Source organism: Streptomyces sp. NPDC023838 (assembly GCF_040639555.1).
GTDB lineage: Bacteria > Actinomycetota > Actinomycetes > Streptomycetales > Streptomycetaceae > Streptomyces.
In genome coordinates this window covers 113,302-132,989 of the sequence record NZ_JBFAAD010000013.1, presented here as the reverse complement: position 1 = coordinate 132,989, position 19,688 = coordinate 113,302, and the positions used below count along the sequence as shown (strand labels likewise).

21 protein-coding genes are annotated in these 19,688 nt (G+C 71.6%); 15 read left to right on the top strand and 6 right to left on the bottom strand.

Going from position 1 to position 19,688, the window contains the following annotated elements:
• Positions 1 to 6 precede the first annotated feature (6 nt).
• Complete coding sequence (locus AB0G17_RS18445; protein ID WP_361383231.1) at positions 7 to 537, bottom strand: TerD family protein; 531 nt, start codon at positions 535 to 537, stop codon at positions 7 to 9.
• Positions 538 to 661: 124 nt separating this feature from the next.
• Between AB0G17_RS18445 and AB0G17_RS18440 the strand changes: the two genes are divergently transcribed.
• The 3 genes from AB0G17_RS18440 (at position 662) to AB0G17_RS18430 (ending at position 2,915) form a co-directional block, all read left to right on the top strand.
• Positions 662 to 1,267, top strand: coding sequence for a YdbC family protein (locus AB0G17_RS18440; RefSeq protein ID WP_361383228.1), 606 nt, complete (start codon positions 662 to 664; stop codon positions 1,265 to 1,267).
• A 64-nt stretch (positions 1,268 to 1,331) separates the two neighbouring features.
• The gene (locus AB0G17_RS18435) at positions 1,332 to 1,991 is read left to right on the top strand and encodes a histidine phosphatase family protein (protein ID WP_361383225.1); all 660 of its coding nucleotides are present in this window, start codon (positions 1,332 to 1,334) and stop codon (positions 1,989 to 1,991) included.
• Between the two features lie 12 nt (positions 1,992 to 2,003).
• Positions 2,004 to 2,915, top strand: coding sequence for an ADP-ribosylglycohydrolase family protein (locus AB0G17_RS18430; protein WP_361383222.1), 912 nt, complete (start codon positions 2,004 to 2,006; stop codon positions 2,913 to 2,915).
• Between the two features lie 87 nt (positions 2,916 to 3,002).
• On the opposite strand, the gene AB0G17_RS18425 is transcribed toward AB0G17_RS18430, so the two are convergent.
• The gene (locus AB0G17_RS18425) at positions 3,003 to 4,562 is read right to left on the bottom strand and encodes an MFS transporter (protein ID WP_361383219.1); all 1,560 of its coding nucleotides are present in this window, start codon (positions 4,560 to 4,562) and stop codon (positions 3,003 to 3,005) included.
• A 234-nt stretch (positions 4,563 to 4,796) separates the two neighbouring features.
• On the opposite strand from AB0G17_RS18425, the gene AB0G17_RS18420 reads away from it, so the two are divergent.
• From AB0G17_RS18420 to AB0G17_RS18410, 3 genes are all read left to right on the top strand, one after another.
• Positions 4,797 to 5,423, top strand: coding sequence for a TetR/AcrR family transcriptional regulator (locus tag AB0G17_RS18420; protein ID WP_361383216.1), 627 nt, complete (start codon positions 4,797 to 4,799; stop codon positions 5,421 to 5,423).
• Positions 5,424 to 5,508: 85 nt separating this feature from the next.
• On the top strand, positions 5,509 to 6,219 hold the full coding sequence (locus tag AB0G17_RS18415) for a ribonuclease HII (protein ID WP_361383213.1): 711 nt from the start codon (positions 5,509 to 5,511) through the stop codon (positions 6,217 to 6,219).
• 105 nt (positions 6,220 to 6,324) lie between these two features.
• Positions 6,325 to 6,939 (top strand): hypothetical protein, encoded by a 615-nt coding sequence (locus tag AB0G17_RS18410; RefSeq protein WP_361383210.1) that lies wholly within the window; start codon positions 6,325 to 6,327, stop codon positions 6,937 to 6,939.
• Between the two features lie 190 nt (positions 6,940 to 7,129).
• On the opposite strand, the gene AB0G17_RS18405 is transcribed toward AB0G17_RS18410, so the two are convergent.
• From AB0G17_RS18405 to AB0G17_RS18395, 3 genes are all read right to left on the bottom strand, one after another.
• Entirely contained in the window at positions 7,130 to 7,756 is a 627-nt protein-coding gene (locus AB0G17_RS18405; RefSeq protein ID WP_361383207.1) for a hypothetical protein, read from the bottom strand.
• 224 nt (positions 7,757 to 7,980) lie between these two features.
• Entirely contained in the window at positions 7,981 to 10,149 is a 2,169-nt protein-coding gene (locus AB0G17_RS18400) for a RecQ family ATP-dependent DNA helicase (RefSeq protein ID WP_361383204.1), read from the bottom strand.
• 81 nt (positions 10,150 to 10,230) lie between these two features.
• A complete protein-coding gene (locus AB0G17_RS18395) occupies positions 10,231 to 10,824 on the bottom strand; it encodes a helix-turn-helix domain-containing protein (protein WP_361383201.1) in 594 nt (197 codons plus the stop codon).
• Between the two features lie 171 nt (positions 10,825 to 10,995).
• On the opposite strand from AB0G17_RS18395, the gene AB0G17_RS18390 reads away from it, so the two are divergent.
• A complete protein-coding gene (locus AB0G17_RS18390; RefSeq protein WP_361383198.1) occupies positions 10,996 to 11,412 on the top strand; it encodes a TIGR03618 family F420-dependent PPOX class oxidoreductase in 417 nt (138 codons plus the stop codon).
• 132 nt (positions 11,413 to 11,544) lie between these two features.
• Here AB0G17_RS18390 and AB0G17_RS18385 read toward each other — a convergent pair whose 3' ends face one another.
• Positions 11,545 to 11,991 carry a nuclear transport factor 2 family protein gene (locus AB0G17_RS18385; protein ID WP_361383195.1) on the bottom strand — a complete coding sequence of 149 codons (447 nt, stop codon included), beginning with the start codon at positions 11,989 to 11,991 and terminating at the stop codon, positions 11,545 to 11,547.
• Between the two features lie 143 nt (positions 11,992 to 12,134).
• On the opposite strand from AB0G17_RS18385, the gene AB0G17_RS18380 reads away from it, so the two are divergent.
• The 8 genes from AB0G17_RS18380 (at position 12,135) to AB0G17_RS18345 (ending at position 19,688) form a co-directional block, all read left to right on the top strand.
• Positions 12,135 to 13,604 (top strand): FAD-dependent monooxygenase, encoded by a 1,470-nt coding sequence (locus tag AB0G17_RS18380; protein WP_361383192.1) that lies wholly within the window; start codon positions 12,135 to 12,137, stop codon positions 13,602 to 13,604.
• 48 nt (positions 13,605 to 13,652) lie between these two features.
• On the top strand, positions 13,653 to 14,342 hold the full coding sequence (locus AB0G17_RS18375) for an antibiotic biosynthesis monooxygenase family protein (RefSeq protein WP_361383188.1): 690 nt from the start codon (positions 13,653 to 13,655) through the stop codon (positions 14,340 to 14,342).
• A gap of 414 nt (positions 14,343 to 14,756) precedes the next feature.
• Positions 14,757 to 15,086 (top strand): TcmI family type II polyketide cyclase, encoded by a 330-nt coding sequence (locus AB0G17_RS18370; protein WP_361383184.1) that lies wholly within the window; start codon positions 14,757 to 14,759, stop codon positions 15,084 to 15,086.
• A complete protein-coding gene (locus AB0G17_RS18365; RefSeq protein ID WP_361383181.1) occupies positions 15,083 to 16,357 on the top strand; it encodes a beta-ketoacyl-[acyl-carrier-protein] synthase family protein in 1,275 nt (424 codons plus the stop codon). The genes AB0G17_RS18370 and AB0G17_RS18365 overlap by 4 nt, the downstream gene beginning before the upstream one ends.
• Positions 16,354 to 17,568 (top strand): ketosynthase chain-length factor, encoded by a 1,215-nt coding sequence (locus tag AB0G17_RS18360; protein ID WP_361383178.1) that lies wholly within the window; start codon positions 16,354 to 16,356, stop codon positions 17,566 to 17,568. The genes AB0G17_RS18365 and AB0G17_RS18360 overlap by 4 nt, the downstream gene beginning before the upstream one ends.
• Positions 17,569 to 17,635: 67 nt before the next feature.
• Positions 17,636 to 17,902: an acyl carrier protein gene (locus AB0G17_RS18355; protein WP_358832637.1), complete on the top strand. Its 267-nt coding sequence runs from the start codon at positions 17,636 to 17,638 to the stop codon at positions 17,900 to 17,902.
• A 35-nt stretch (positions 17,903 to 17,937) separates the two neighbouring features.
• Positions 17,938 to 18,723 carry a 3-oxoacyl-ACP reductase FabG gene (gene fabG, locus AB0G17_RS18350; protein WP_361383175.1) on the top strand — a complete coding sequence of 262 codons (786 nt, stop codon included), beginning with the start codon at positions 17,938 to 17,940 and terminating at the stop codon, positions 18,721 to 18,723.
• Between the two features lie 29 nt (positions 18,724 to 18,752).
• A complete protein-coding gene (locus tag AB0G17_RS18345) occupies positions 18,753 to 19,688 on the top strand; it encodes an aromatase/cyclase (protein WP_361383172.1) in 936 nt (311 codons plus the stop codon).

Below are 19,688 nucleotides of genomic sequence, written 5' to 3'. Positions count from 1 at the left end.
TAGGAGTCAAACGGCCCGTGCGCCCATTGCGGCGGTGAACGCGTCCGGGTCCAGGTCGAAGCCGCGCACGGCCGGGTGGAACACCCAGGCGCCGCCCTCGGTCCGGACGAACTCCGCGACGGTGGCGGCCGTGCTGTCGGGGACGGCGGAGAAGTCGGCGCGCGCCAGCTCCGTGTAGCCCTCGCGGATGTGCACCTCGGGGTTGGCCACGTCGGCGAAGACGAGCCGCTCCGGGCGCTGCTGGATGACCACGCCGACCACGATCCGGGCGTGTGCCTCCGGCTGGCGGTCGAACTCCAGCGTCAGCACCTCGTCGTCCCCGAAGCCCATTCCGGTGGTGCTGTCGCGGCTCATATAGACCGTGCCGTCGGGGGAGCGGCTGTCGAAGTGCACCAGATAGGCGGGGCTGCCGTACGGATCGGACGCCGTGTAGACGGCGGCGATCACATCGAGGTCGTGGGCCGGGGTGCCGAACGGGCTCGGGTCCCACCGCAGCGCCACCTCGACCTTGCCGAGGCCCTTGCTGAATCCGCTCATCCCCAAACCCCTCCCCATGACGGCCCGTTGTCGGCCGCTCACTGACCATGCTGCCACGCGCGCGGGGGGAGCCGGTCGGCCGGAGTGGGGTCTTCGCCGTGCGCGCGGGCCGTACGATGGCGCGGTGCTGGTCAAGTGGATTCGCTGCACGGTGGTCGACCGTCCCGGCTTCGACCGGGGGCAGCGGAAGTGGGCGGGGCTGCTGGGGGAGCCGGGATTCCGGGGCCAGGGCGGCGGGTGGAGCCGGGGGCGGCCCGATGTCGCGCACGTCTTCTCGTTCTGGGAGAGCCGCCCGTTCTACGACTCCTTCATGGCGCGCTCGCACGACCGGCTCGCCGCCGCGCAGTCCGGCACGTACAGGGACGCGCGCGCCAAGCTGTTCGACCACCGCTTCGACGTGAAGACCGGCTTCGAGCCGCGCTTCACCGACGCCGACGTGGTGCGGGTGGCGCACTGCCGGGTGCACGCCGACCGCGTCGAGCACTTCAGAAACGCGCAGGAGCGGATCTGGAACCCGGCGATGGCCGGGTCGCCGGGGATGCTGCGAGGGATGTTCGGGGAGGCGCCGGGCCACGAGTTCCTGGTGCTCTCCATGTGGCGGTCGGCGGCCGAGCACGGCAAGTACCGGGCCGACCGGGTCGAGCGGCTCTCGCTGCGCGCGGGGACGGAGGCCGACGTGGCGGGCCTGACCGGGGCCGTCGTCGACCTGAATCCCAGCTGGACGGTGTGAGCGATACGCCGGATGGCGGCCGGACGGCTGCTCGAATGTCGGACCGGCGATCTAGGGTTGACGCATGGCAAGACCGCGTCGCATCGTCCTCGTCCGGCACGGCGAGTCGGAGGGGAACGCCGATGACACCGTGTACGAGCGCGAGCCCGACCACGCGCTGCGGCTCACCGCGGCCGGGCGGCGCCAGGCCCGGGCGACCGGGGAGGGGCTGCGCGAGATATTCGGCCGCGAGCGCGTCAGCGTCTACGTCTCGCCCTACCGGCGCGCGCACGAGACGTTCCAGGCGTTCGGGCTCGACCCGGAGCTCGTGCGGATCAGGGAGGAGCCCAGGCTCCGCGAGCAGGACTGGGGGAACTGGCAGGACCGCGACGACGTACGTCTGCAGAAGGCCTACCGGGACGCGTACGGACACTTCTTCTACCGCTTCGCACAGGGCGAGTCGGGGGCGGACGTCTACGACCGGGTGGGCTCGTTCCTGGAGAGCCTGCACCGCAGCTTCGAGGCGCCGGACCACCCGCCGAACGTCCTGCTGGTCACCCACGGCCTGACGATGCGGCTCTTCTGCATGCGCTGGTTCCACTGGACGGTGGCGGACTTCGAGTCGCTCTCCAACCCGGGCAACGCGGAGACGAGGACGCTGCTCCTGGGCGCGGACGGGCGGTACACGCTGGACCGGCAGTTCGAGCGGTGGCGCGTCCCCGAGCCGTACGGCATCACCGGTTAGAGTGGGTGTGCGATGACCGCTGACTCCACACTCGACGCACGCTTCGAACGCGCGCTGGCCAGCCTGCGCGGGCTGTCCGTGGGAGACGCCCTGGGCTCCCAGTTCTTCGTCCCCGCCCACTATCCGCTGCTCAAACGGCGCGAGCTGCCCGCCGGCCCGTGGCAGTGGACCGACGACACCGAGATGGCCTGCTCGGTCCTCGCCGTACTGGCCGCGCACGGCCGGATCGACCAGGACCGGCTCGCCCGCTCCTTCGCCGAGCACCACGACTTCGACCGGGGATACGGCCCGGCCGTCAACCGGATGCTGCGGCTGATCCGGGAGGGCGGGGACTGGCGGGAGCTGGCCGCCGCGCTCTTCAACGGGCAGGGCTCCTGGGGCAACGGCTCCGCGATGCGGATCGCGCCCCTGGGCGCCTGGTACGCGGACGACCCGGAGCAGGCGACCCACCAGGCCGAGATCTCCTCGTACACCACCCACCAGCACCGCGAGGCCGTGGTGGGCTCGATGGCGGTGGCCGCGGCCACCGCGCTCGCCGCCGATCCGGCGGGCCCGCCGACCCCGGCCGACCTGCTCGACGGTGTCGTGGCGCTGGTGCCGCGCAGCGCGGTCGGCGCGGGGCTGCGGAGGGCGCGGGACATGCTGGACTACGGGGACGCGGGGACGGTGGCCGCGGTGCTCGGGTGCGGGCGCCGGACCAGTGCGCACGACACGGTGCCGTTCGCCCTGTGGTCGGCGGCGCGCTCGCTCGGGGACTTCGAGAAGGCGTTCTGGACGACCGCGCAGGCGGGCGGCGACGTGGACACCACCTGCGCGATCGTCGGCGGGGTGATCGCGGCTTGCAAGGCCGGGGCGCCCCCGGCCGAGTGGCTGGCGCGGACCGAGGAGCTGCCGGACTGGGTCCCGACGACGGCCGCGCGCTGAGCCGGTTGGCGCTGGGCCGGTTCGCATTGGGCCGGTTCGCATCGGGCGGGCCTGCGCCCGGCGCCGCCGGGCCGGCGGTGGTCGCCGTCAGCCCGCCGGTGCCCCCGCCTTGCCGCTCAGCGCCTCCAGGTCGCTCTTGCGGACCTGGATGACGAAGAGGGCGACCAGCGCGGCGAGGGACACCAGGGCCACGGCGGCGATGAAGGCCGTGCCGATGCCGTGGGCGAGGACCTCGTCGCTCCAGGGCGCGGGCAGCTGGTGGGACTTGGCGAAGGTCGCCTTCTGCTCGGGCGAGCCGTGTGCGAGGAAGTCCTTGAGCTGGGTCTTGCCCTCGTCGCGGCTCGCGGTGCCGAAGACCGTGGTCAGGATGGACAGACCGAGCGCGCCGCCGACCTGCTGGGTGGTGTTGAGCAGGCCGGACGCGGCTCCCGACTCGCTGTCGGCGATGCCGGAGACGGCGGTCAGCGTCAGGGTGACGAAGTTGAGGCCCATGCCGAAGCCGAACAGCAGCAGCGGGCCGATGATGCCGCCGGTGTAGGTGCTGTCCGGGTCGATCAGGGTCAGCCAGGCCATGGCTCCCGCCGTGATCAGCGAACCGGTGACCACGATCGGCTTGGGGCCGATGCGGGGCAGCAGGTTGGTGGCGAGCCCCGCCGCGAGGACGATGGCCAGGGTCGAGGGGAAGAAGGCCACTCCGGCCTTGACCGGGCTGTAGTGCAGCACGTTCTGCACGAAGAGCACGATGAAGAAGAACATGCCGAACATGGCCGCGGCGAGGCTCAGCATGATCACGTACGTACCGGAGCGGTTGCGGTCGGCGAACATCCGCAGCGGGGTGATCGGCTGCGCGGAGCGGCGCTCCACCGCCACGAAGGCGAGGAGCAGGACCACGGCCGCGCCGAAGGACGCCAGGGTGAGGCCGTCGCGCCAGCCGTCGCTCGCGGCCCGGATGAACCCGTAGACCAGCGCGGCCATGCCGCCGGTGGAGGTGAACGCCCCGGCGAGGTCGAAGGTGCCGGAATGGCGTTCGGACTCACGGATGTACCGGGGCGCGAGCGCGGCGATGACCAGGCCGATGGGGACGTTGACGAAGAGCACCCAGCGCCAGTTGAGCCAGTCGGTGAGCATGCCGCCGGCGATCAGGCCGATGGCGCCGCCGCCCGCGGAGACCGCCGAGAAGACGCCGAACGCCCGGTTGCGCTCGGGGCCTTCGGGGAACGTGGTCGCGATCAGGGCGAGCGAGGTGGGGGAGGCGATCGCGCCGCCGATGCCCTGCAGGGCGCGAGCGGCGAGCAGCTGCCAGGGCTCCTGGGCGAAGCCGCCGAGCAGCGAGGCGAGGGTGAAGACCAGGATGCCGGTGATGAACATCCGGCGCCGGCCGAGGAGGTCACCGGCGCGGCCGCCGAGCAGGAGTAGCCCGCCGAAGGTCAGCGCGTAGGCGTTGATGACCCAGGTCAGGTCGTTGGTGGAGAAGCCGAGGGAGGTCTGGATGTGGGGGAGCGCGATGTTCACGATCGTCGCGTCCAGGACCACCATCAGCTGGCACATCGCGATGACCGCGAGGGCGATGCCGGGGCGGTCCGGGCGCGAGGGGTGCGGTTCGGGTGCGTGGGCGCCGGGCTTCGCGTCTATCTGATCTGACGTCATAAAGGATCCCCTTGAGACGTACCAGGAAACGGCGTTGTAGGAACGCCACCGTTCACTATGGGAGACCCTAGCGAGCCGGAAAGAGTGAACACAAGCGTTCACTAAGGGGAGTTGGGGCAGGCAGGCGGCGGGGTGGCGACCCTCGTACGGGGTGTTCCGGGACGCCGTGCCTGGTCAAACGGCTGGTCGGCGACCACCATGGAAGGCGGTCCCGTCCCCAACGGAGAGAAGACGATGGCTACTTCGCGCTGGACTGCTGCCGTCGAGGCCCCGCAGGTCTCGCCGCGCCGCCGGGGTCCCGTCCTGGAGCGGGCGATCCTCGACGCGGCCCTGGAGCAGTTGAGCACGGTCGGCTGGAACGCCCTCACCATGGAGGGCGTGGCCGCCGGCGCGCAGACCGGGAAGGCCGCGGTCTACCGGCGCTGGTCCTCCAAGGCGGAGCTGGTGGCCGACGCGCTGCGGTCCGGGCTGCCGGATCTGGACCGGGCCGACGACCACGGCTCGGTGCGCGAGGACCTCTACCAGCTCTGTCTGCGGCTGCGCGAGGCGATGTACTCACGGTCGGGGTTCGCGCTGCGCTCGGTGCTTTACGAGTGCGACGCCGCCAGCGCCGAGCGGTTCCACGGGATGGTGCTGCGGCGCCTGGTCGAGCCCGCCCAGCGGCTCTTCCAGGAGGCCGTGCAGCGCGGAATCGAGCGGGGCGACGTGCGGCCCGACGCCACGGCGGAGGTGATCTTCGATGTGATCCCCGGGCTGATGATGTTCCGCGCGAAGGTACGCGGAAGCGAATGGCCGGACGAGGCGGTCGCGGAGATGATCGATCACGTGATGGTGCCGCTGCTGCGGGCCGGAACGGCCTGATCACCGGGTCCGGGCGCGGTCATCGTGTGGCACGGGGTGGCCGGGGTGTCCTCGGCGGCCCGGGCGGCGTAACCTTGCTGGCGCCATGCCGTACGAACCACCCACCCACACCGTCGAGCGCTCGCTTCGCGCCACCACCGGATTCAAGATCATTGCCGGTGTCGACGAGGTCGGACGCGGGGCGTGGGCCGGTCCCGTCACGGTGTGCGCCGCCATCACGGGGCTGCGCCGACCGCCCGAGGGCCTGACCGACTCCAAGCTGATCAGCCCCAAGCGCCGCCTCGAACTGGCCGGGGAGCTGGAGACCTGGGTGACGTCGTACGCGCTCGGGCACTCCTCGCCGCAGGAGATCGACGAGCTCGGGATGACCGCCGCGCTCCGTCTCGCCGCCGTCCGCGCGCTGGACGCGCTTCCGGTACGGCCGGAGGCGGTGATCCTCGACGGCAAGCACGACTACCTCGGCGAGCCGTGGCGGGTCCGTACCGTCATCAAGGGGGACCAGTCCTGCATCGCGGTCGCGGCCGCCTCGGTGATCGCCAAGGTGCGCCGGGACGCGATGATGGCCGAACTCGGGGCAGTGGCCGGGGAGTACGAGGTGTTCGGCTTCGCCGACAACGCCGGTTACCCCTCGCCCACGCACAAGACGGCGCTGGAGGAGCGGGGGCCGACCCCGTACCACCGGCTGTCCTGGGCGTACCTCGACGCGCTGCCGCGCTGGCGGCACTTGAGGAAGGTCCGGGTCTCCGCGGCGGCGGCCGCACTGGAAAGCGGGGGCCAGCTCGGCTTCGACTTCTGAAATCCCTGGACTTTCCCCGCCCTTTACGGGGAGACTCCGCCCCGATCGCACTTTTGTGCCCACCCGGTGGTGCCCCATTCACCGGCGTTTGATAGACCTTTACCCATGCCTCTCATCCCCGAGGAGCCTCAGATTCACGAGAGCGCCCAGGGTCCCCGCGTCACTCCGGCCGCCGGCCGCACCGCGCCGACCCCCCGTCCCGTTCCTGGTCCGCGTACCGCGGCCGCGCCGCGTCCCGGAACTCCGGGCCCCGGTCCCGCCCGGCCCACGCCCCCCGCGCAGCGCACGCACGCCGCCGCGCAGCCCCAGGCCCCCCGTCCGGAGACCGCTTCCGGGCCGCAGGTCCAGCTGATCCCGGCCCCGGCCGAGGGCGCGGTCGACGCCGCGGGCGAGGCGGTGGACCTGCTGCTCGACACCGGCCGCGCGCCGGGCGACATCCTGGTCCTCACCACCGGCGACCCGCACCCGTGGGCGGCGCACGAGCTGTCCTTCGGCGAGGAGTCGTACTGGGCGCAGCACGACGCCCGCGACGACGTCTTCTACGCGGACGCCGCGTCCGCTGCGCGTGCGGCCGGCCGGCCCGTGGTGATCGTCGCCGTCAACGGCGGGGATGACGCGGCCGTCGGCGCGCTGCCGCTCGCGCGCGAGCGCGCGGGGGCGCTGCTGATCGTCTGCGGTGACCCGCAGCGGATCAACACCGCGCTCGGCGCAGGGGTCTGAGCGGGGCGCTCCGCCGGACGCTTCGCAGGGGCTCCGCGGGGGGCGGTTCTTCGTGTGCGGGCCGGTGGGGGCTGGTCGCGCGCGCGTGGCGGAGCCGCACATGTCACAGTCCCGCGCCCCTTACAGGGCGCTGGTCGCGCTCGCGCGGCGGCGACACGCACCGCACCACCCCCGCGCCCCCATCGGCGCGCTAGCGCGCTGCCACCCTGCGTAGGGCCTCCGCCGAGCCGCTGCGCAGGGGCAGCGGGTCGGGGTCCGTGTCCGACAGGGAGCCGGGGCGGCTTGTGGAGCTGGGGCGGCGGCCGCCGCGGCCCTCGCCCAGCACCTGCCAGCCGCCGCGCGTCAGCGTGATGTACGCGCCGCAGCGCAGCCCGTGCAGGGTGCAGGCGTCCCGCAGGCCCCACATCCAGGCGCCGTCCTCCTCGGTCCAACGCTCGTCGCCGTCACGGCAGTAGAGCAGCACGGCGGTGCGCACCGGGGTCCGGCGGCGCAGGTCGTGCGGGATCACCCGGCGCAGGTGCGCGAGGAGCGCGTTGCGGAACTCCCAGCCGTCGGCGGCGCCCGGACGCCGCGCGAACGAGGCGCTGGCGGCGAGGCGTTCCTCGTGGTCCAGGACGGCGATCACGGCCGTCGACAGGGTCGGGCGGTGCCGGGTGTGCAGCCCGCTGACCACCTCGCGGGGGTTGCGCAGCAGCGGAATACCCGCCGCCGCCCACTCCGCGGGCTCCAGCATCCTGGCGAGACGGTTTCCCGAGGCCGCCGACACGAGGGACGACGCGCCTGCCGAGGCTGCGGACGGAGCGAATCCGAAGGTCACGGTCCTCCCTTCCGGATACGCGCCCACAGTGCGGGCAGGGTCGGGTGAGGGCGCAGCACGGCACGGCCCGGGAGAGCGGGTCCACCGTTGTGGCGCGGCTCCAATTCTCGCTGGCTCGCGGGCACGCGGCAACGAGCAAATGGAGCCGCTGACTGGAATCGGAGGGTATGACGCTCATATCCCTGCCCAGCCGCACCCCCGGTCACGCACCGGACCTCAAGTGGTCACCCCTGCACGGCGAGGACCAGCGGAAACACCCCCTGAGCTCCCGCCCTGCGCAGCAACCTCGCCGCCACCGCCAGCGTCCAGCCGGTGTCCGAGCGGTCGTCGACGAGCAGCACCGGGCCACCCGCCTCCCGCACCGCCCGCGCCAGCTCGTCCGGCACCGTGAACGCGTGGTGCAGGGCGCGCACCCGCTGGGCGCTGTTGGAGGCGGGCACGCGGACCCCGGCGGCCTCCTCCCCGTACTCCACGCGTCCGAGCAGGGGCATGCGGCCGACCTCCGCGATCCGGGCGCCCAGCGACTCCACGAGCCGGGGCCGGGTGAGCGAGGCGACGGTGACCACTCCCGCGGGCCGGGGCGGCGCGTCGGGGCCGCCGGCCGCCCAGCCGCCGGGGCCCTTGGCCCAGTCGGCCAGGACGGTCACCACGGCGTCGACCACATCGTCCGGCACCGGTCCGTCCGGGGTCTGGGGGGCGAGCATCGGGCGCAGCCGGTTGCCCCAGCCGATGTCCGAGAGGCGGCCGAGCGCCCGGCCGGGGAAGGCCTGTTCGCCCGCGGGGATACGGCCCTTGAGGTCGACGCCGACCGCCGCGAGTCCGGTTGGCCACATCTTCCGGGGCTCGACCTCGACGCCCGGCCTGCCCAGCTCGCCCCGGGCCGTGTCCAGCGCCTTCCCGGAGACGTCGGCGGTGAAGCGGGCGCCCGCGCAGTTGTCGCAGCGGCCGCACGGGGCCGCCTGTTCGTCGTCGAGCTGGCGGCGCAGGAACTCCATCCGGCAGTCCGTCGTCGACGCGTAGTCCCGCATCGCCTGCTGTTCGGCGGAGCGCTGGCGGGCCACCCACGCGTACCGCTCCGCGTCGTACACCCAGGGCTGTCCGGTGGACGTCCAGCCGCCCTTGACGCGGTGGACCGCGCCGTCCACGTCGAGGACCTTGAGCATGGTCTCCAGCCGGGTGCGCCGCAGCTCGACCAGCGGCTCCAGGGCGGGCAGCGAGAGCGGGCGGCCGGCCTGCGCCAGCACGTCCAGGGTGCGGCGGACCTGCTCCTCGGGCGGGAAGGCGACCGAGGCGAAGTAGCGCCAGATCGCCTCGTCCTCCTGGCCGGGCAGCAGCAGCACCTCCGCGTGCTCCACCCCGCGGCCCGCGCGGCCCACCTGCTGGTAGTAGGCGATGGGGGAGGAGGGCGAGCCCAGGTGGACCACGAAGCCCAGGTCCGGCTTGTCGAAGCCCATGCCCAGGGCCGAGGTGGCGACCAGCGCCTTGACCCGGTTGGCCAGCAGGTCGTCCTCGGCCTGCTGGCGGTCCGCGTTCTCGGTGCGGCCCGTGTAGGAGGCGACCGTGTGCCCGCACTGACGCAGATACGCGGTGATCTCCTCGGCGGCCGCCACCGTCAGCGTGTAGATGATCCCGGAGCCCGGCAGCTCGTCCAGGTGGTCGGCGAGCCAGGCCAGCCGGTGCGCCGCGTCCGGCAGCGACAGCACGTTCAGACTCAGGCTCTCGCGGTCGAGGGGGCCGCGCAGCACCAGCGCGTCGGTGTCCGCGCCGGTGCCCAGCTGCTCCGCCACGTCGGCCGTCACGCGCGCGTTGGCCGTCGCCGTCGTCGCGAGGACCGGGACGCCCGGGGAGAGCTCGGCGAGCATGGTGCGCAGCCTGCGGTAGTCGGGGCGGAAGTCGTGGCCCCAGTCCGAGATGCAGTGCGCCTCGTCCACCACGAGCAGGCCGGTCGCGGCCGAGAGCTTGGGCAGCACCTCGTCGCGGAAGTCCGGGTTGTTGAGCCGCTCCGGGCTCACCAGGAGGACGTCGACCTCGCCCGCGGCCACCTCGGCCTGGACGGTCTCCCACTCCTCGGTGTTCGACGAGTTGATCGTGCGGGCGCGGATGCCCGCGCGGGCGGCGGCCTCCACCTGGTTGCGCATCAGCGCGAGCAGCGGCGAGACGATCACGGTCGGGCCGCTGCCGCGCTCGCGCAGCAGCGAGGTCGCCACGAAGTACACCGCGGACTTGCCCCAGCCGGTGCGCTGGACGACCAGCGCCCGCCGCCCGGCGAGGAGCGCCTCGATGGCGCGCCACTGGTCCTCGCGCAGCCGGGCCGCTCCCGTGGGGTCGCCGACGAGGCGGGCCAGGACGGCGTCGGCCTGGGTGCGCGGATCCGTGGTGCTCGTGTCGTTCATGCCCCCATACAACAGGACGGGTCTGACATCCGGCCCGCCCACGGGCGCCACCGGCCGCGCCGCACGCCCCTGGGCCGGCCGCTACGGCGTGGCGTGGTCCGAGCGCAGGCCGTCGAGCACGATGTCGATGTAGCGCCGCCAGTCGCCGCTGCGCCGGTGCACGATCGAGGTGAGGCCGCAGGTCAGGGCGAGGATGTCGGCGCCCGCGATGTCACGCCGGATGGAGCCGGCCGCCTGGCCCTTGCCGACCAGGTCCACCAGCTCGGCCTCCAGGTCGGCCCGCATGGTGCTGGGCGGACCCTCGGAGCCGAGCGTGCCGCCGACGACGCTGGCGAAGCCCCGGTCGCGCGCCTCCACCTCGCCGACCCGGGTGAGCAGCATCTGGAGCGCCTCAAGCGGCTCGGCCGACTCGCGGCACACCGTGCGGTAGTACGTGAGGATCTCGCCGAAGCGCTGCTGGGAGGCCGCCACCACCATGGCTTCCTTGGTGGGGAAGTGGCGGTAGAGCGTGCCCACGCCGACCTCGGCGTGCCGGGCCACCTCGTCCATGGACACGTTGGCGCCGCGTTCCGCGAAGAGCTCGCGCGCCGCGTTCAGGACCCGGGCCCGGTTGCGCTCCGCGTCAGCCCGGAGCCGGCGAGGACCACTCTCACTGACTGGCGTTGACGTTGGCATACGGAACCTCCCTCCGCTTGACTCTACTATGCCCTGCCGCAACCCACTCAACCAGCCCCGACTTCCCGCCAGTTGGGGTATGCGGTTCGCAGTTGCCCAGTCGGTTCCCCAGGTCGGCCCCGGGTGTTGACAATGGCCTGGTAGTCGCAGTGAGACGGAAGGAAGAACACGATGTCGTTGCCCCTGGGGCGTACGAGTGCGCCGGAGGTGTCGGCGTCGGTGGAGGCATTCCTGTCGGAGCCGCACATCGGCACGCTGACCACCATCCGGCCCGACGGGTCCCCGCACGTGGCGCCGGTGCGGTTCACCTGGGACGCGGAGGCGGGGCTCGCCCGAGTGATGACGGTGTCCTCGTCCCGCAAGGCCCGCAACCTGATCGCGGCTCCCGGCGGCCGGGTCGCCATCTGCCAGGTGGCCGGGTTCAGTTGGGTCACCCTGGAGGGCTCGGCGGTGGTGTCCGAGGAGCCGGCCCGGGTCACCGAGGGCGCGCGCCGCTACGCCCGCCGCTACCGCTCGGGCCCGCCCAACCCGCCCGGCCGCGTGGTGGTCGAGATCCGGGTCGACCGGGTGATGAGCCTGAACGTATAGGTCCTGAACGTGTAGGTCCTGAACGTATAGGTCCTGAACGTATAGGCAAGACGCGGGCAGCAACTGCCAAGCAGAGCGCGGCGGTACGGGGAGGCGCTCCCCGTACCGCCGCGCTCTGCGTGTCGTGGGCGGTCAGCCCTTGCGGGGCGGGGTGCCGGTCACCCAGATCATGCGCAGCGACAGCAGGCTCAGGCGCCAGCCGTCCGGGGTGCGGCGGGCCTCGGCGCTCACCAGGCTGCCGTTGGCGAATATCGGGGCGCGGTCGGCGTCCTCCGGATGGTCGGAGGGGTGGTGCACGTGCGTGGAGACGATGTTGGCGCGCAAAGAGGCCCGGTCGCCGTCGATTTCGACCACGGCGGGCGAGTTGATGTGCTGGGTGCGGGCGAACGCCGCCAGCGCCGTGCTGTGGTACTCGGCCAGGCCCGCGATCCCCTCGTGCCGGCTCATCGGGAACTCGACCACGGCGTCCTCGGTGAACAGCCCCCGGGCCCAGGCGTCGTCGAGCTTGTCGTCGTCCAGATTGATCAGGTAGCGGTCCAGGAGTCCCGCCACATCGGCGGTGGATTGGCTTGAGGTCATGGTTGAGGATGACTCCGGAACAGGCCTCTGACCAAGACTCCTTGTAGCAGAGTTGACGTACTTGTCAAAGGCCTGTACTAGCAGCTATTTACGCTCGCCGGACCCCTCGGGATACTGGAGAAACGCCAGTCGGAAGAGGGTAGATGGATAACTTTGACGCGGACGTAATTATCGCGGGAGCCGGCCCCACTGGACTCATGCTCGCAGGCGAACTGCGCCTGAACGGCGTGTCCGTGATTGTCGTCGATCGCCTTGCCGAGCCGATACAGCAGTCGCGCGCTCTGGGATTCTCGGCGCGTACCATCGAGGAATTCGGCCAGCGCGGACTGCTGGAGCGTTTCGGTGGTGTGGACGTCATTCCGGTCGGCCATTTCGGCGGAGTGTCCATCGATTACCGGTTGGTCGAGGGCGGTTCGTACGGCGCCCGGGGCATCCCCCAGTCGCGCACCGAGGGCGTGCTGGCCGGCTGGGCCGGGCAGCTGGGCGCCGAGGTCCGCCGCGGGGTCGAGGTCACCGGTCTTGAGGACGGCGCCGACGGGGTCACCGTCGAGGTCACCACGCCCGACGGGCCGGCCACGCTGCGCGGCCGTTACCTGGTGGGCGCGGACGGCGCCCGCAGTGCGGTGCGCAAGCTCGCGGGCATCGACTTCCCGGGCACCGACCCGGCCATCGAGCTCCGGTTCGCCGACATCAGCGGGGTGCCGCTGCGCCCGCGCTTCAGCGGCGAGCGGGTGCCCGGCGGCATGGTCATGGTGCTGCCGCTCGGCCCGGAGCGCTGCCGGATCGTCTACTTCGACCGCAGCGAGCCGCTGCGCAAGAGCCCGGACCCGATCACCTTCGACGAGGTGGCCGAGACGTTCAAGCGCCTGTCCGGCGAGGACATCAGCGGCGCCACGGTGCACTGGGTCTCCACCACCACGGATGTGAGCCGCCAGGCCGCCGAGTACCGCAAGGGCCGGGTCTTCCTGGCCGGCGACGCCGCGCACATCCATCTGCCCATCGGCGCCCAGGGAATGAGCGCCGGCGTGCAGGACGCGGTGAACCTCGGCTGGAAGCTCGCCCTGGAGATCAAGGGCCAGGCCCCCGAGGGCCTGCTCGACACGTACCACTCCGAGCGCCACCCGGTCGGTGCCCGGGTCCTCACCAACACGCTCGCCCAGCGGATCCTCTACCTGGGCGGCGACGAGATCACCCCGCTGCTCGACGTCTTCACCGAGCTCACCGGGTTCGAGGACGTCCAGAAGACGCTGATCGGGATGGTCACCGGACTGGACATCCGCCATGACGTGGGCGAGGGCGACCATCCGCTCCTCGGCCGCCGTCTCAAGGACGAAGAGCTGGTGGTCGAGGGCAAGAAGACCACCAACTTCGAGCTGCTGGCGGCCGGCAAGGCCATCCTGTTCGACCTCGCCGACGACTCCCGCCTGCGGGAGCTCGCCGCGGGCTGGGCCGACCGGGTCACCACGGTCACCGCCGAGCCACACGACTGCGACGCCGGTCTGGACGCCTTCCTTGTGCGTCCCGACGGTTATGTCGCCTGGGTCGCCTCCTCCGCGTCGCGCACGGAGGGGCTCGCCGAAGCCCTCAACCGATGGTTCGGCCGGCCCAACTGAGCAGGGCCTCATTCCCTTTCATCCGAACACCCGAAGGAAGCGAAGAACATGCCCAAGATTTCCTCCGATGACAAGAACCTGACCGTCCTCAACCTCTTCTCGACGGACGCCCCGGAGAAGCAGGAGGGGCTGCTCGGAGCGATGCGCGAGATCGTGGACTCCGCCGCCTACCCGGGCTGGATGTCCTCCACCGTGCACGCCGGTGTGGACAAGCCGGGCACGGCCAACTTCATCCAGTGGCGCAGCCGCGCCGACCTGGAGGACCGGTACGACGGTGAGGAGTTCAAGCACCGTACGCTGCCGCTCTTCGGCGAGCTGACCACCTCGATCCGCCTGCTGCAGAACGAGATCGCGTACTCGCAGACCAAGTCGGGCGACGGCGTCGAGATCTCCCCGGCCCGCTCCGACTACACGGTGATCGCGGTCTTCGGTGTCGAGGAGAAGGACCAGGACGACCTGGTCGACGCGCTCGGCCCGTCGATGAAGTTCCTGAGCGACGTTCCCGGCTACGTCTCCCACACGATCCTCAAGGGCATCGCCGCCCGAGGGCTCGAGGGCTCCTTCGTGGTCTCGTACTCGCAGTGGGAGAGCAAGGAGGCGTTCGACGCCTACCAGGCCGTGCCGCAGGCCGACAAGCCCGCCGCCCGCCAGGACGCCGAGAAGCGCACCGGCTCGCTCCTGACGTCGGTGGACTCCAACACCTACCGCGTGGTCCACACCCGCGCGGCCGGCGAGTAACACCTCGCGCCACCACAGCACCACAAAGCGCCCGGCTCCTCTCCAGGAGCCGGGCGTTCCGGCTTTCCGGGACCGGGCGCACAGGGGAGACGCTCCGGTTCGCGACCTGACGACATCTGACGCCGACGTGACAATTCCGCTGCGCTCAGCTGCTCATCGCTGCCGGTTCTCTGACATGGCTGCGGTGTATTTGCGGAACCTGACCGAACCGGACGTAGACCTGAACCGGGGCGCCTTGAACGGCGAGCGGGATCAGAAGACCCTTGAATACATGATCCGGGGCGTGGTTCGCCACCGCTGATCCTCTCGCTCAACTCCCGTTCATGGCCCTCGTATCCGGGCGCGTCCGACGTCGTACGCGCCAAGAACGCGGCCAGTGCCGGATCAACCGCAACCGCTGAGGAGCGAAAACGTATGCACAGCACGCTGATCGTCGCCCGCATGGAACCCGGTTCGAGCACCGACGTCGCCAAGCTGTTCGCCGAGTTCGACGCGACGGACATGCCGCACCGGATGGGAACGCGGCGCCGCCAGCTGTTCTCGTACCGGGGCCTCTACTTCCACTTGCAGGACTTCGACGCGGACAACGGCGGTCAGCTGATCGAGGCCGCGAAGAACGACCCGCGGTTCGTCGGGATCAGTGAGGACCTCAAGCCGTTCATCCAGGCGTACGACCCGGCCACCTGGCGCTCGCCCGCCGACGCCATGGCCGCCCGCTTCTACAACTGGGAGGCGGGCGCGTGACAACGCCTCGCAGGGTCGTCATCACGGGGATGGAGGTGCTCGCCCCGGGTGGAATCGGCACCAAGAACTTCTGGAGCCTCCTCAGCGAGGGCCGTACGGCGACGCGCGGGATCACGTTCTTCGACCCCACGCCGTTCCGCTCCCGGGTGGCCGCCGAGATCGACTTCGATCCGTACGAGCACGGTCTGAGCCCGCAGGAGGTCCGGCGCATGGACCGTGCCGGGCAGTTCGCGGTGGTCGCCTCGCGCGGCGCGGTCGCCGACAGCGGGCTTGAGCTCGCCGGCCTCGACCCGTACCGCATCGGCGTGACCGTCGGCAGCGCGGTCGGCGCGACCATGGGCCTCGACGAGGAGTACCGGGTCGTCAGTGACGGCGGCCGGCTCGACCTGGTGGACCACCAGTACGCCGCCCCGCACCTCTACAACCACCTGGTGCCGAGCTCGTTCGCGGCCGAGGTGGCCTGGGCCGTCGGGGCCGAGGGCCCCAGCACCGTGGTCTCCACCGGCTGCACCTCCGGCATCGACTCGGTGGGCTACGCCGTCGAGCTGATCCGCGAGGGCTCCGCCGACGTCATGATCGCCGGGTCCTCGGACGCGCCGATCTCGCCGATCACCATGGCGTGCTTCGACGCGATCAAGGCGACGACCAACCGTTACGACGAGCCCGAGACGGCGTCGCGGCCGTTCGACAACTCCCGCAACGGCTTCGTGCTCGGCGAGGGCACCGCCTTCTTCGTCCTCGAGGAGCTGGAGAGCGCGCAGCGGCGCGGCGCCCACATCTACGCGGAGATCGCGGGCTACGCCACGCGCTCCAACGCGTACCACATGACCGGACTGCGCCCCGACGGCGCGGAGATGGCCGAGGCGATCCGCGTGGCGCTCGACGAGGCGCGGATGAACGGCGAAGAGATCGACTACATCAACGCCCACGGCTCCGGCACCAAGCAGAACGACCGCCACGAGACGGCGGCCGTCAAGCGGATCCTCGGCGACCACGCGTACCGGACGCCGATGAGCTCCATCAAGTCGATGGTCGGGCACTCGCTCGGCGCGATCGGCTCGATCGAGATCGCCGCGTCGGCGCTGGCCATGGAGTACAACGTCGTGCCGCCCACGGCGAACCTGCACACGCCCGACCCCGAGTGCGACCTGGACTACGTCCCGCTGACCGCCCGCGACCGGAAGACCGACGCGGTCCTCTCGGTCGGCAGCGGCTTCGGCGGTTTCCAGAGCGCCGTGGTGCTCGCCCGTCCCGAGAGGAAGCTCGCATGACGTCGTCCGTGGTGGTCACCGGCCTGGGGGTGGCGTCCCCCAACGGGCTCGGCATCCAGGACTACTGGGCGGCGACCGTCGGTGGCAAGAGCGGCATCGGCCGCATCACCCGCTTCGACCCGTCGTCCTACCCGGCCAAGCTGGCCGGTGAGGTCCCCGGCTTCGTCGCGGAGGACCTGCTGCCGAGCCGGCTGCTCCCGCAGACCGACCGGGTCACCCGGCTGGCGCTGGTCGCGGCCGACTGGGCGCTCGCCGACGCGGGCATCACCCCGGCCGAACTCCCCGACTTCGACATGGGCGTGGTGACCGCGAGCGCGGCCGGCGGCTTCGAGTTCGGCCAGGGCGAGCTCCAGGCCCTGTGGTCCAAGGGCAGCCAGTACGTCTCGGCGTACCAGTCCTTCGCCTGGTTCTACGCGGTCAACAGCGGTCAGATCTCCATCCGCAACGGGATGAAGGGCCCCAGCGGCGTGGTCGTCAGCGACCAGGCCGGCGGGCTCGACGCGGTGGCGCAGGCGCGGCGGCAGATCCGCAAGGGCACCTCGCTGATCGTCTCCGGCGCCATCGACGCCTCGGTCTGCCCCTGGGGCTGGGTGGCCCAGCTGGCCAGCGACCGGCTCTCCACCAGCGAGGAGCCGGACCGCGCCTATCTGCCCTTCGACCGCGACGCCGCCGGATACGTACCCGGCGAGGGCGGCGCGATCCTGATCATGGAGGACGCCGAGGCGGCCCGCGCCCGCGGCGCCCGGATCTACGGCGAGGTCTCCGGCTACGGCTCGACCATCGACCCGAAGGCCGGCTCCGGCCGCCCGCCCGGGCTGCGCAAGGCCATCGAACTCGCCCTGGCCGACGCGGGGGTGGCCCCGGGCGACGTGGACGTGGTCTTCGCCGACGCGGCCGCCGACCCCGAGCTCGACCGCCAGGAGGCCGAGGCCCTGGGCGCGGTCTTCGGCACCCGGGGGGTCGCGGTGACCGCGCCCAAGACGATGACCGGACGGCTCTACTCGGGCGCGGCCCCGCTGGACCTGGCCGCGGCCCTCCTCGCCATCAAGGACGGGGTCATCCCGCCCACCGTGCACATCGACCCGGCCGCCGAGTACGACCTGGACCTGGTCCTGGGGCAGCCGCGTACCGCGCCGGTGCGCACCGCGCTGGTCCTGGCCCGCGGCTACGGCGGCTTCAACTCGGCCGTGGTCGTACGCGCGGCCGAGTAGCCGGTACGCGCCGCCCCGGCCCACCGCACAGACGACACGCCGTACTTACCTAGGAAAGGGAAATCCCATGGCCACCACGTTCACCCTCGACGACCTCAAGCGCATCCTCCTTGAGGCAGCGGGCGCCGACGAGGGCGTCGACCTGGACGGCGACATTCTGGACACCGAGTTCGAGGTCCTGGGATACGAGTCGCTCGCTCTCCTGGAGACCGGCGGCCGCATCGAGCGCGAGTACGGCATCTCGCTGGACGACGACGCGCTGACCGACGCCACCACGCCGCGCGCCCTCATCGAGGTCGTCAACGCCCAGCTCTCCTCCGCGTCCGCCGCCTGAGCCATCGACCCGAGCCACAGACAAGGAAGAACGACATGACCAAGAACACCGCACGGGTCGCTCTGGTGACGGGTGCCACCAGCGGCATCGGGCTCTCCGTGGCCCGGCTGCTCGCCTCCCAGGGCCACAAGGTCTTCATCGGCGCGCGCAACGCCGACAACGTCACCGAGACCGTCAAGCAGCTCCAGGGCGAGGGCCTGGAGGCCGACGGCTCGGTGCTGGACGTCTGCGACGCCGACAGCGTCAAGGCCTTCGTGCAGGCGGCCGTCGACCGCTTCGGCACCGTCGACGTGCTGGTCAACAACGCCGGCCGGTCCGGTGGCGGCGTCACCGCCGACATCGAGGACGAGCTGTGGGACGCCGTCATCGACACCAACCTGAACAGCGTCTTCCGGATGACCCGCGAGGTCCTCAACACCGGTGGCATGCGCCACAAGGACCGCGGCCGGATCATCAACATCGCCTCCACCGCGGGCAAGCAGGGCGTCGTGCTCGGCGCCCCGTACTCGGCCTCCAAGCACGGCGTGGTCGGTTTCACCAAGGCGCTCGGCAACGAGCTCGCGCCCACCGGCATCACGGTCAACGCCGTCTGCCCGGGGTACGTCGAGACGCCGATGGCGCAGCGCGTGCGGCAGGGCTACGCGGCCGCGTACTCCACCTCCGAGGACGCGATCCTGGAGAAGTTCCAGGCCAAGATCCCGCTCGGCCGTTACTCCACCCCGGACGAGGTCGCGGGTCTGGTCGGCTACCTGGCCTCCGACACCGCCGCCTCCATCACCGCGCAGGCGCTCAACGTCTGCGGCGGCCTCGGCAACTTCTGATCCGCCAAGTACCCCAAGGAGGAGCGGTTATGACGACCCGTGAGGTCGAGCACGAGATCACCATCGAGGCCCCCGCCGCCGCGGTGTACCGGCTGCTGGCGGAGGTGACCAACTGGCCGCGGATCTTCCCGCCCACGATCTACGTGGACCAGGTCGGCGAGCACGACAACCACGAGCGCATCCGGATCTGGGCCACCGCCAACGGCGAGGCCAAGAACTGGACCTCGCACCGTGAGCTGGACCCGGAGGGCCTGCGCATCACCTTCCGCCAGGAGGTCACCACGCCGCCGGTCGCGGCGATGGGCGGCACCTGGATCATCGAGACCCTGGCCGAGAACTCCTCGCGCGTGCGGCTGCTGCACGACTACCGGGCGATCGACGACGACCCCGAGGGCCTGGCCTGGATCGACGAGGCCGTCGACAAGAACAGCCGCTCGGAGCTGGCCGCGCTCAAGCAGAACGTCGAACTGGCCCACGCGAGCGAGGAGGTGACGTTCTCGTTCACCGACACCGTCATCGTCCAGGGCTCGCCCAAGGACCTGTACGACTTCATCAACGAGGCGAACCTCTGGTCCGAGCGGCTGCCGCACGTGGCCGTCGTCCGGCTCACCGAGGACACCCCCGGACTCCAGACCCTGGAGATGGACACCCGCGCCAAGGACGGCTCGGTGCACACCACCAAGTCGTTCCGGGTGACCTTCCCGCACCACAAGATCGCGTACAAGCAGGTCACGCTGCCCGCGCTGATGACCCTGCACACCGGGATCTGGACGTTCGAGGAGACCCCCGAGGGCACGGCCGCCTCCTCGCAGCACACCGTCACGCTCAACACGGACAACATCGCGAAGATCCTCGGCCCCGAGGCCACCGTCGCGGACGCCCGTGAGTACGTGCACACCGCGCTGTCCACCAACAGCCTGGCCACGCTCAACCACGCCAAGACGTACGCCGAGCAGAAGGGCTGA

Excerpts from the sequence above, each read along its gene's own strand:
- AB0G17_RS18380 (WP_361383192.1), top strand. The coding sequence starts at position 12,135 with ATGGATAACTTTGACGCGGACGTAATTATCGCGGGAGCCGGCCCCACT.
- AB0G17_RS18395 (WP_361383201.1), bottom strand. The coding sequence starts at position 10,824 with ATGCCAACGTCAACGCCAGTCAGTGAGAGTGGTCCTCGCCGGCTCCGG.
- AB0G17_RS18375 (WP_361383188.1), top strand. The coding sequence starts at position 13,653 with ATGCCCAAGATTTCCTCCGATGACAAGAACCTGACCGTCCTCAACCTC.
- fabG (WP_361383175.1), top strand. The coding sequence starts at position 17,938 with ATGACCAAGAACACCGCACGGGTCGCTCTGGTGACGGGTGCCACCAGC.
- AB0G17_RS18420 (WP_361383216.1), top strand. The coding sequence starts at position 4,797 with ATGGCTACTTCGCGCTGGACTGCTGCCGTCGAGGCCCCGCAGGTCTCG.
- AB0G17_RS18415 (WP_361383213.1), top strand. The coding sequence starts at position 5,509 with ATGCCGTACGAACCACCCACCCACACCGTCGAGCGCTCGCTTCGCGCC.
- AB0G17_RS18400 (WP_361383204.1), bottom strand. The coding sequence starts at position 10,149 with ATGAACGACACGAGCACCACGGATCCGCGCACCCAGGCCGACGCCGTC.
- AB0G17_RS18445 (WP_361383231.1), bottom strand. The coding sequence starts at position 537 with ATGAGCGGATTCAGCAAGGGCCTCGGCAAGGTCGAGGTGGCGCTGCGG.
- AB0G17_RS18430 (WP_361383222.1), top strand. The coding sequence starts at position 2,004 with ATGACCGCTGACTCCACACTCGACGCACGCTTCGAACGCGCGCTGGCC.
- AB0G17_RS18385 (WP_361383195.1), bottom strand. The coding sequence starts at position 11,991 with ATGACCTCAAGCCAATCCACCGCCGATGTGGCGGGACTCCTGGACCGC.
- AB0G17_RS18370 (WP_361383184.1), top strand. The coding sequence starts at position 14,757 with ATGCACAGCACGCTGATCGTCGCCCGCATGGAACCCGGTTCGAGCACC.
- AB0G17_RS18345 (WP_361383172.1), top strand. The coding sequence starts at position 18,753 with ATGACGACCCGTGAGGTCGAGCACGAGATCACCATCGAGGCCCCCGCC.
- AB0G17_RS18410 (WP_361383210.1), top strand. The coding sequence starts at position 6,325 with ATGCCTCTCATCCCCGAGGAGCCTCAGATTCACGAGAGCGCCCAGGGT.
- AB0G17_RS18355 (WP_358832637.1), top strand. The coding sequence starts at position 17,636 with ATGGCCACCACGTTCACCCTCGACGACCTCAAGCGCATCCTCCTTGAG.
- AB0G17_RS18435 (WP_361383225.1), top strand. The coding sequence starts at position 1,332 with ATGGCAAGACCGCGTCGCATCGTCCTCGTCCGGCACGGCGAGTCGGAG.
- AB0G17_RS18360 (WP_361383178.1), top strand. The coding sequence starts at position 16,354 with ATGACGTCGTCCGTGGTGGTCACCGGCCTGGGGGTGGCGTCCCCCAAC.
- AB0G17_RS18425 (WP_361383219.1), bottom strand. The coding sequence starts at position 4,562 with ATGACGTCAGATCAGATAGACGCGAAGCCCGGCGCCCACGCACCCGAA.
- AB0G17_RS18390 (WP_361383198.1), top strand. The coding sequence starts at position 10,996 with ATGTCGTTGCCCCTGGGGCGTACGAGTGCGCCGGAGGTGTCGGCGTCG.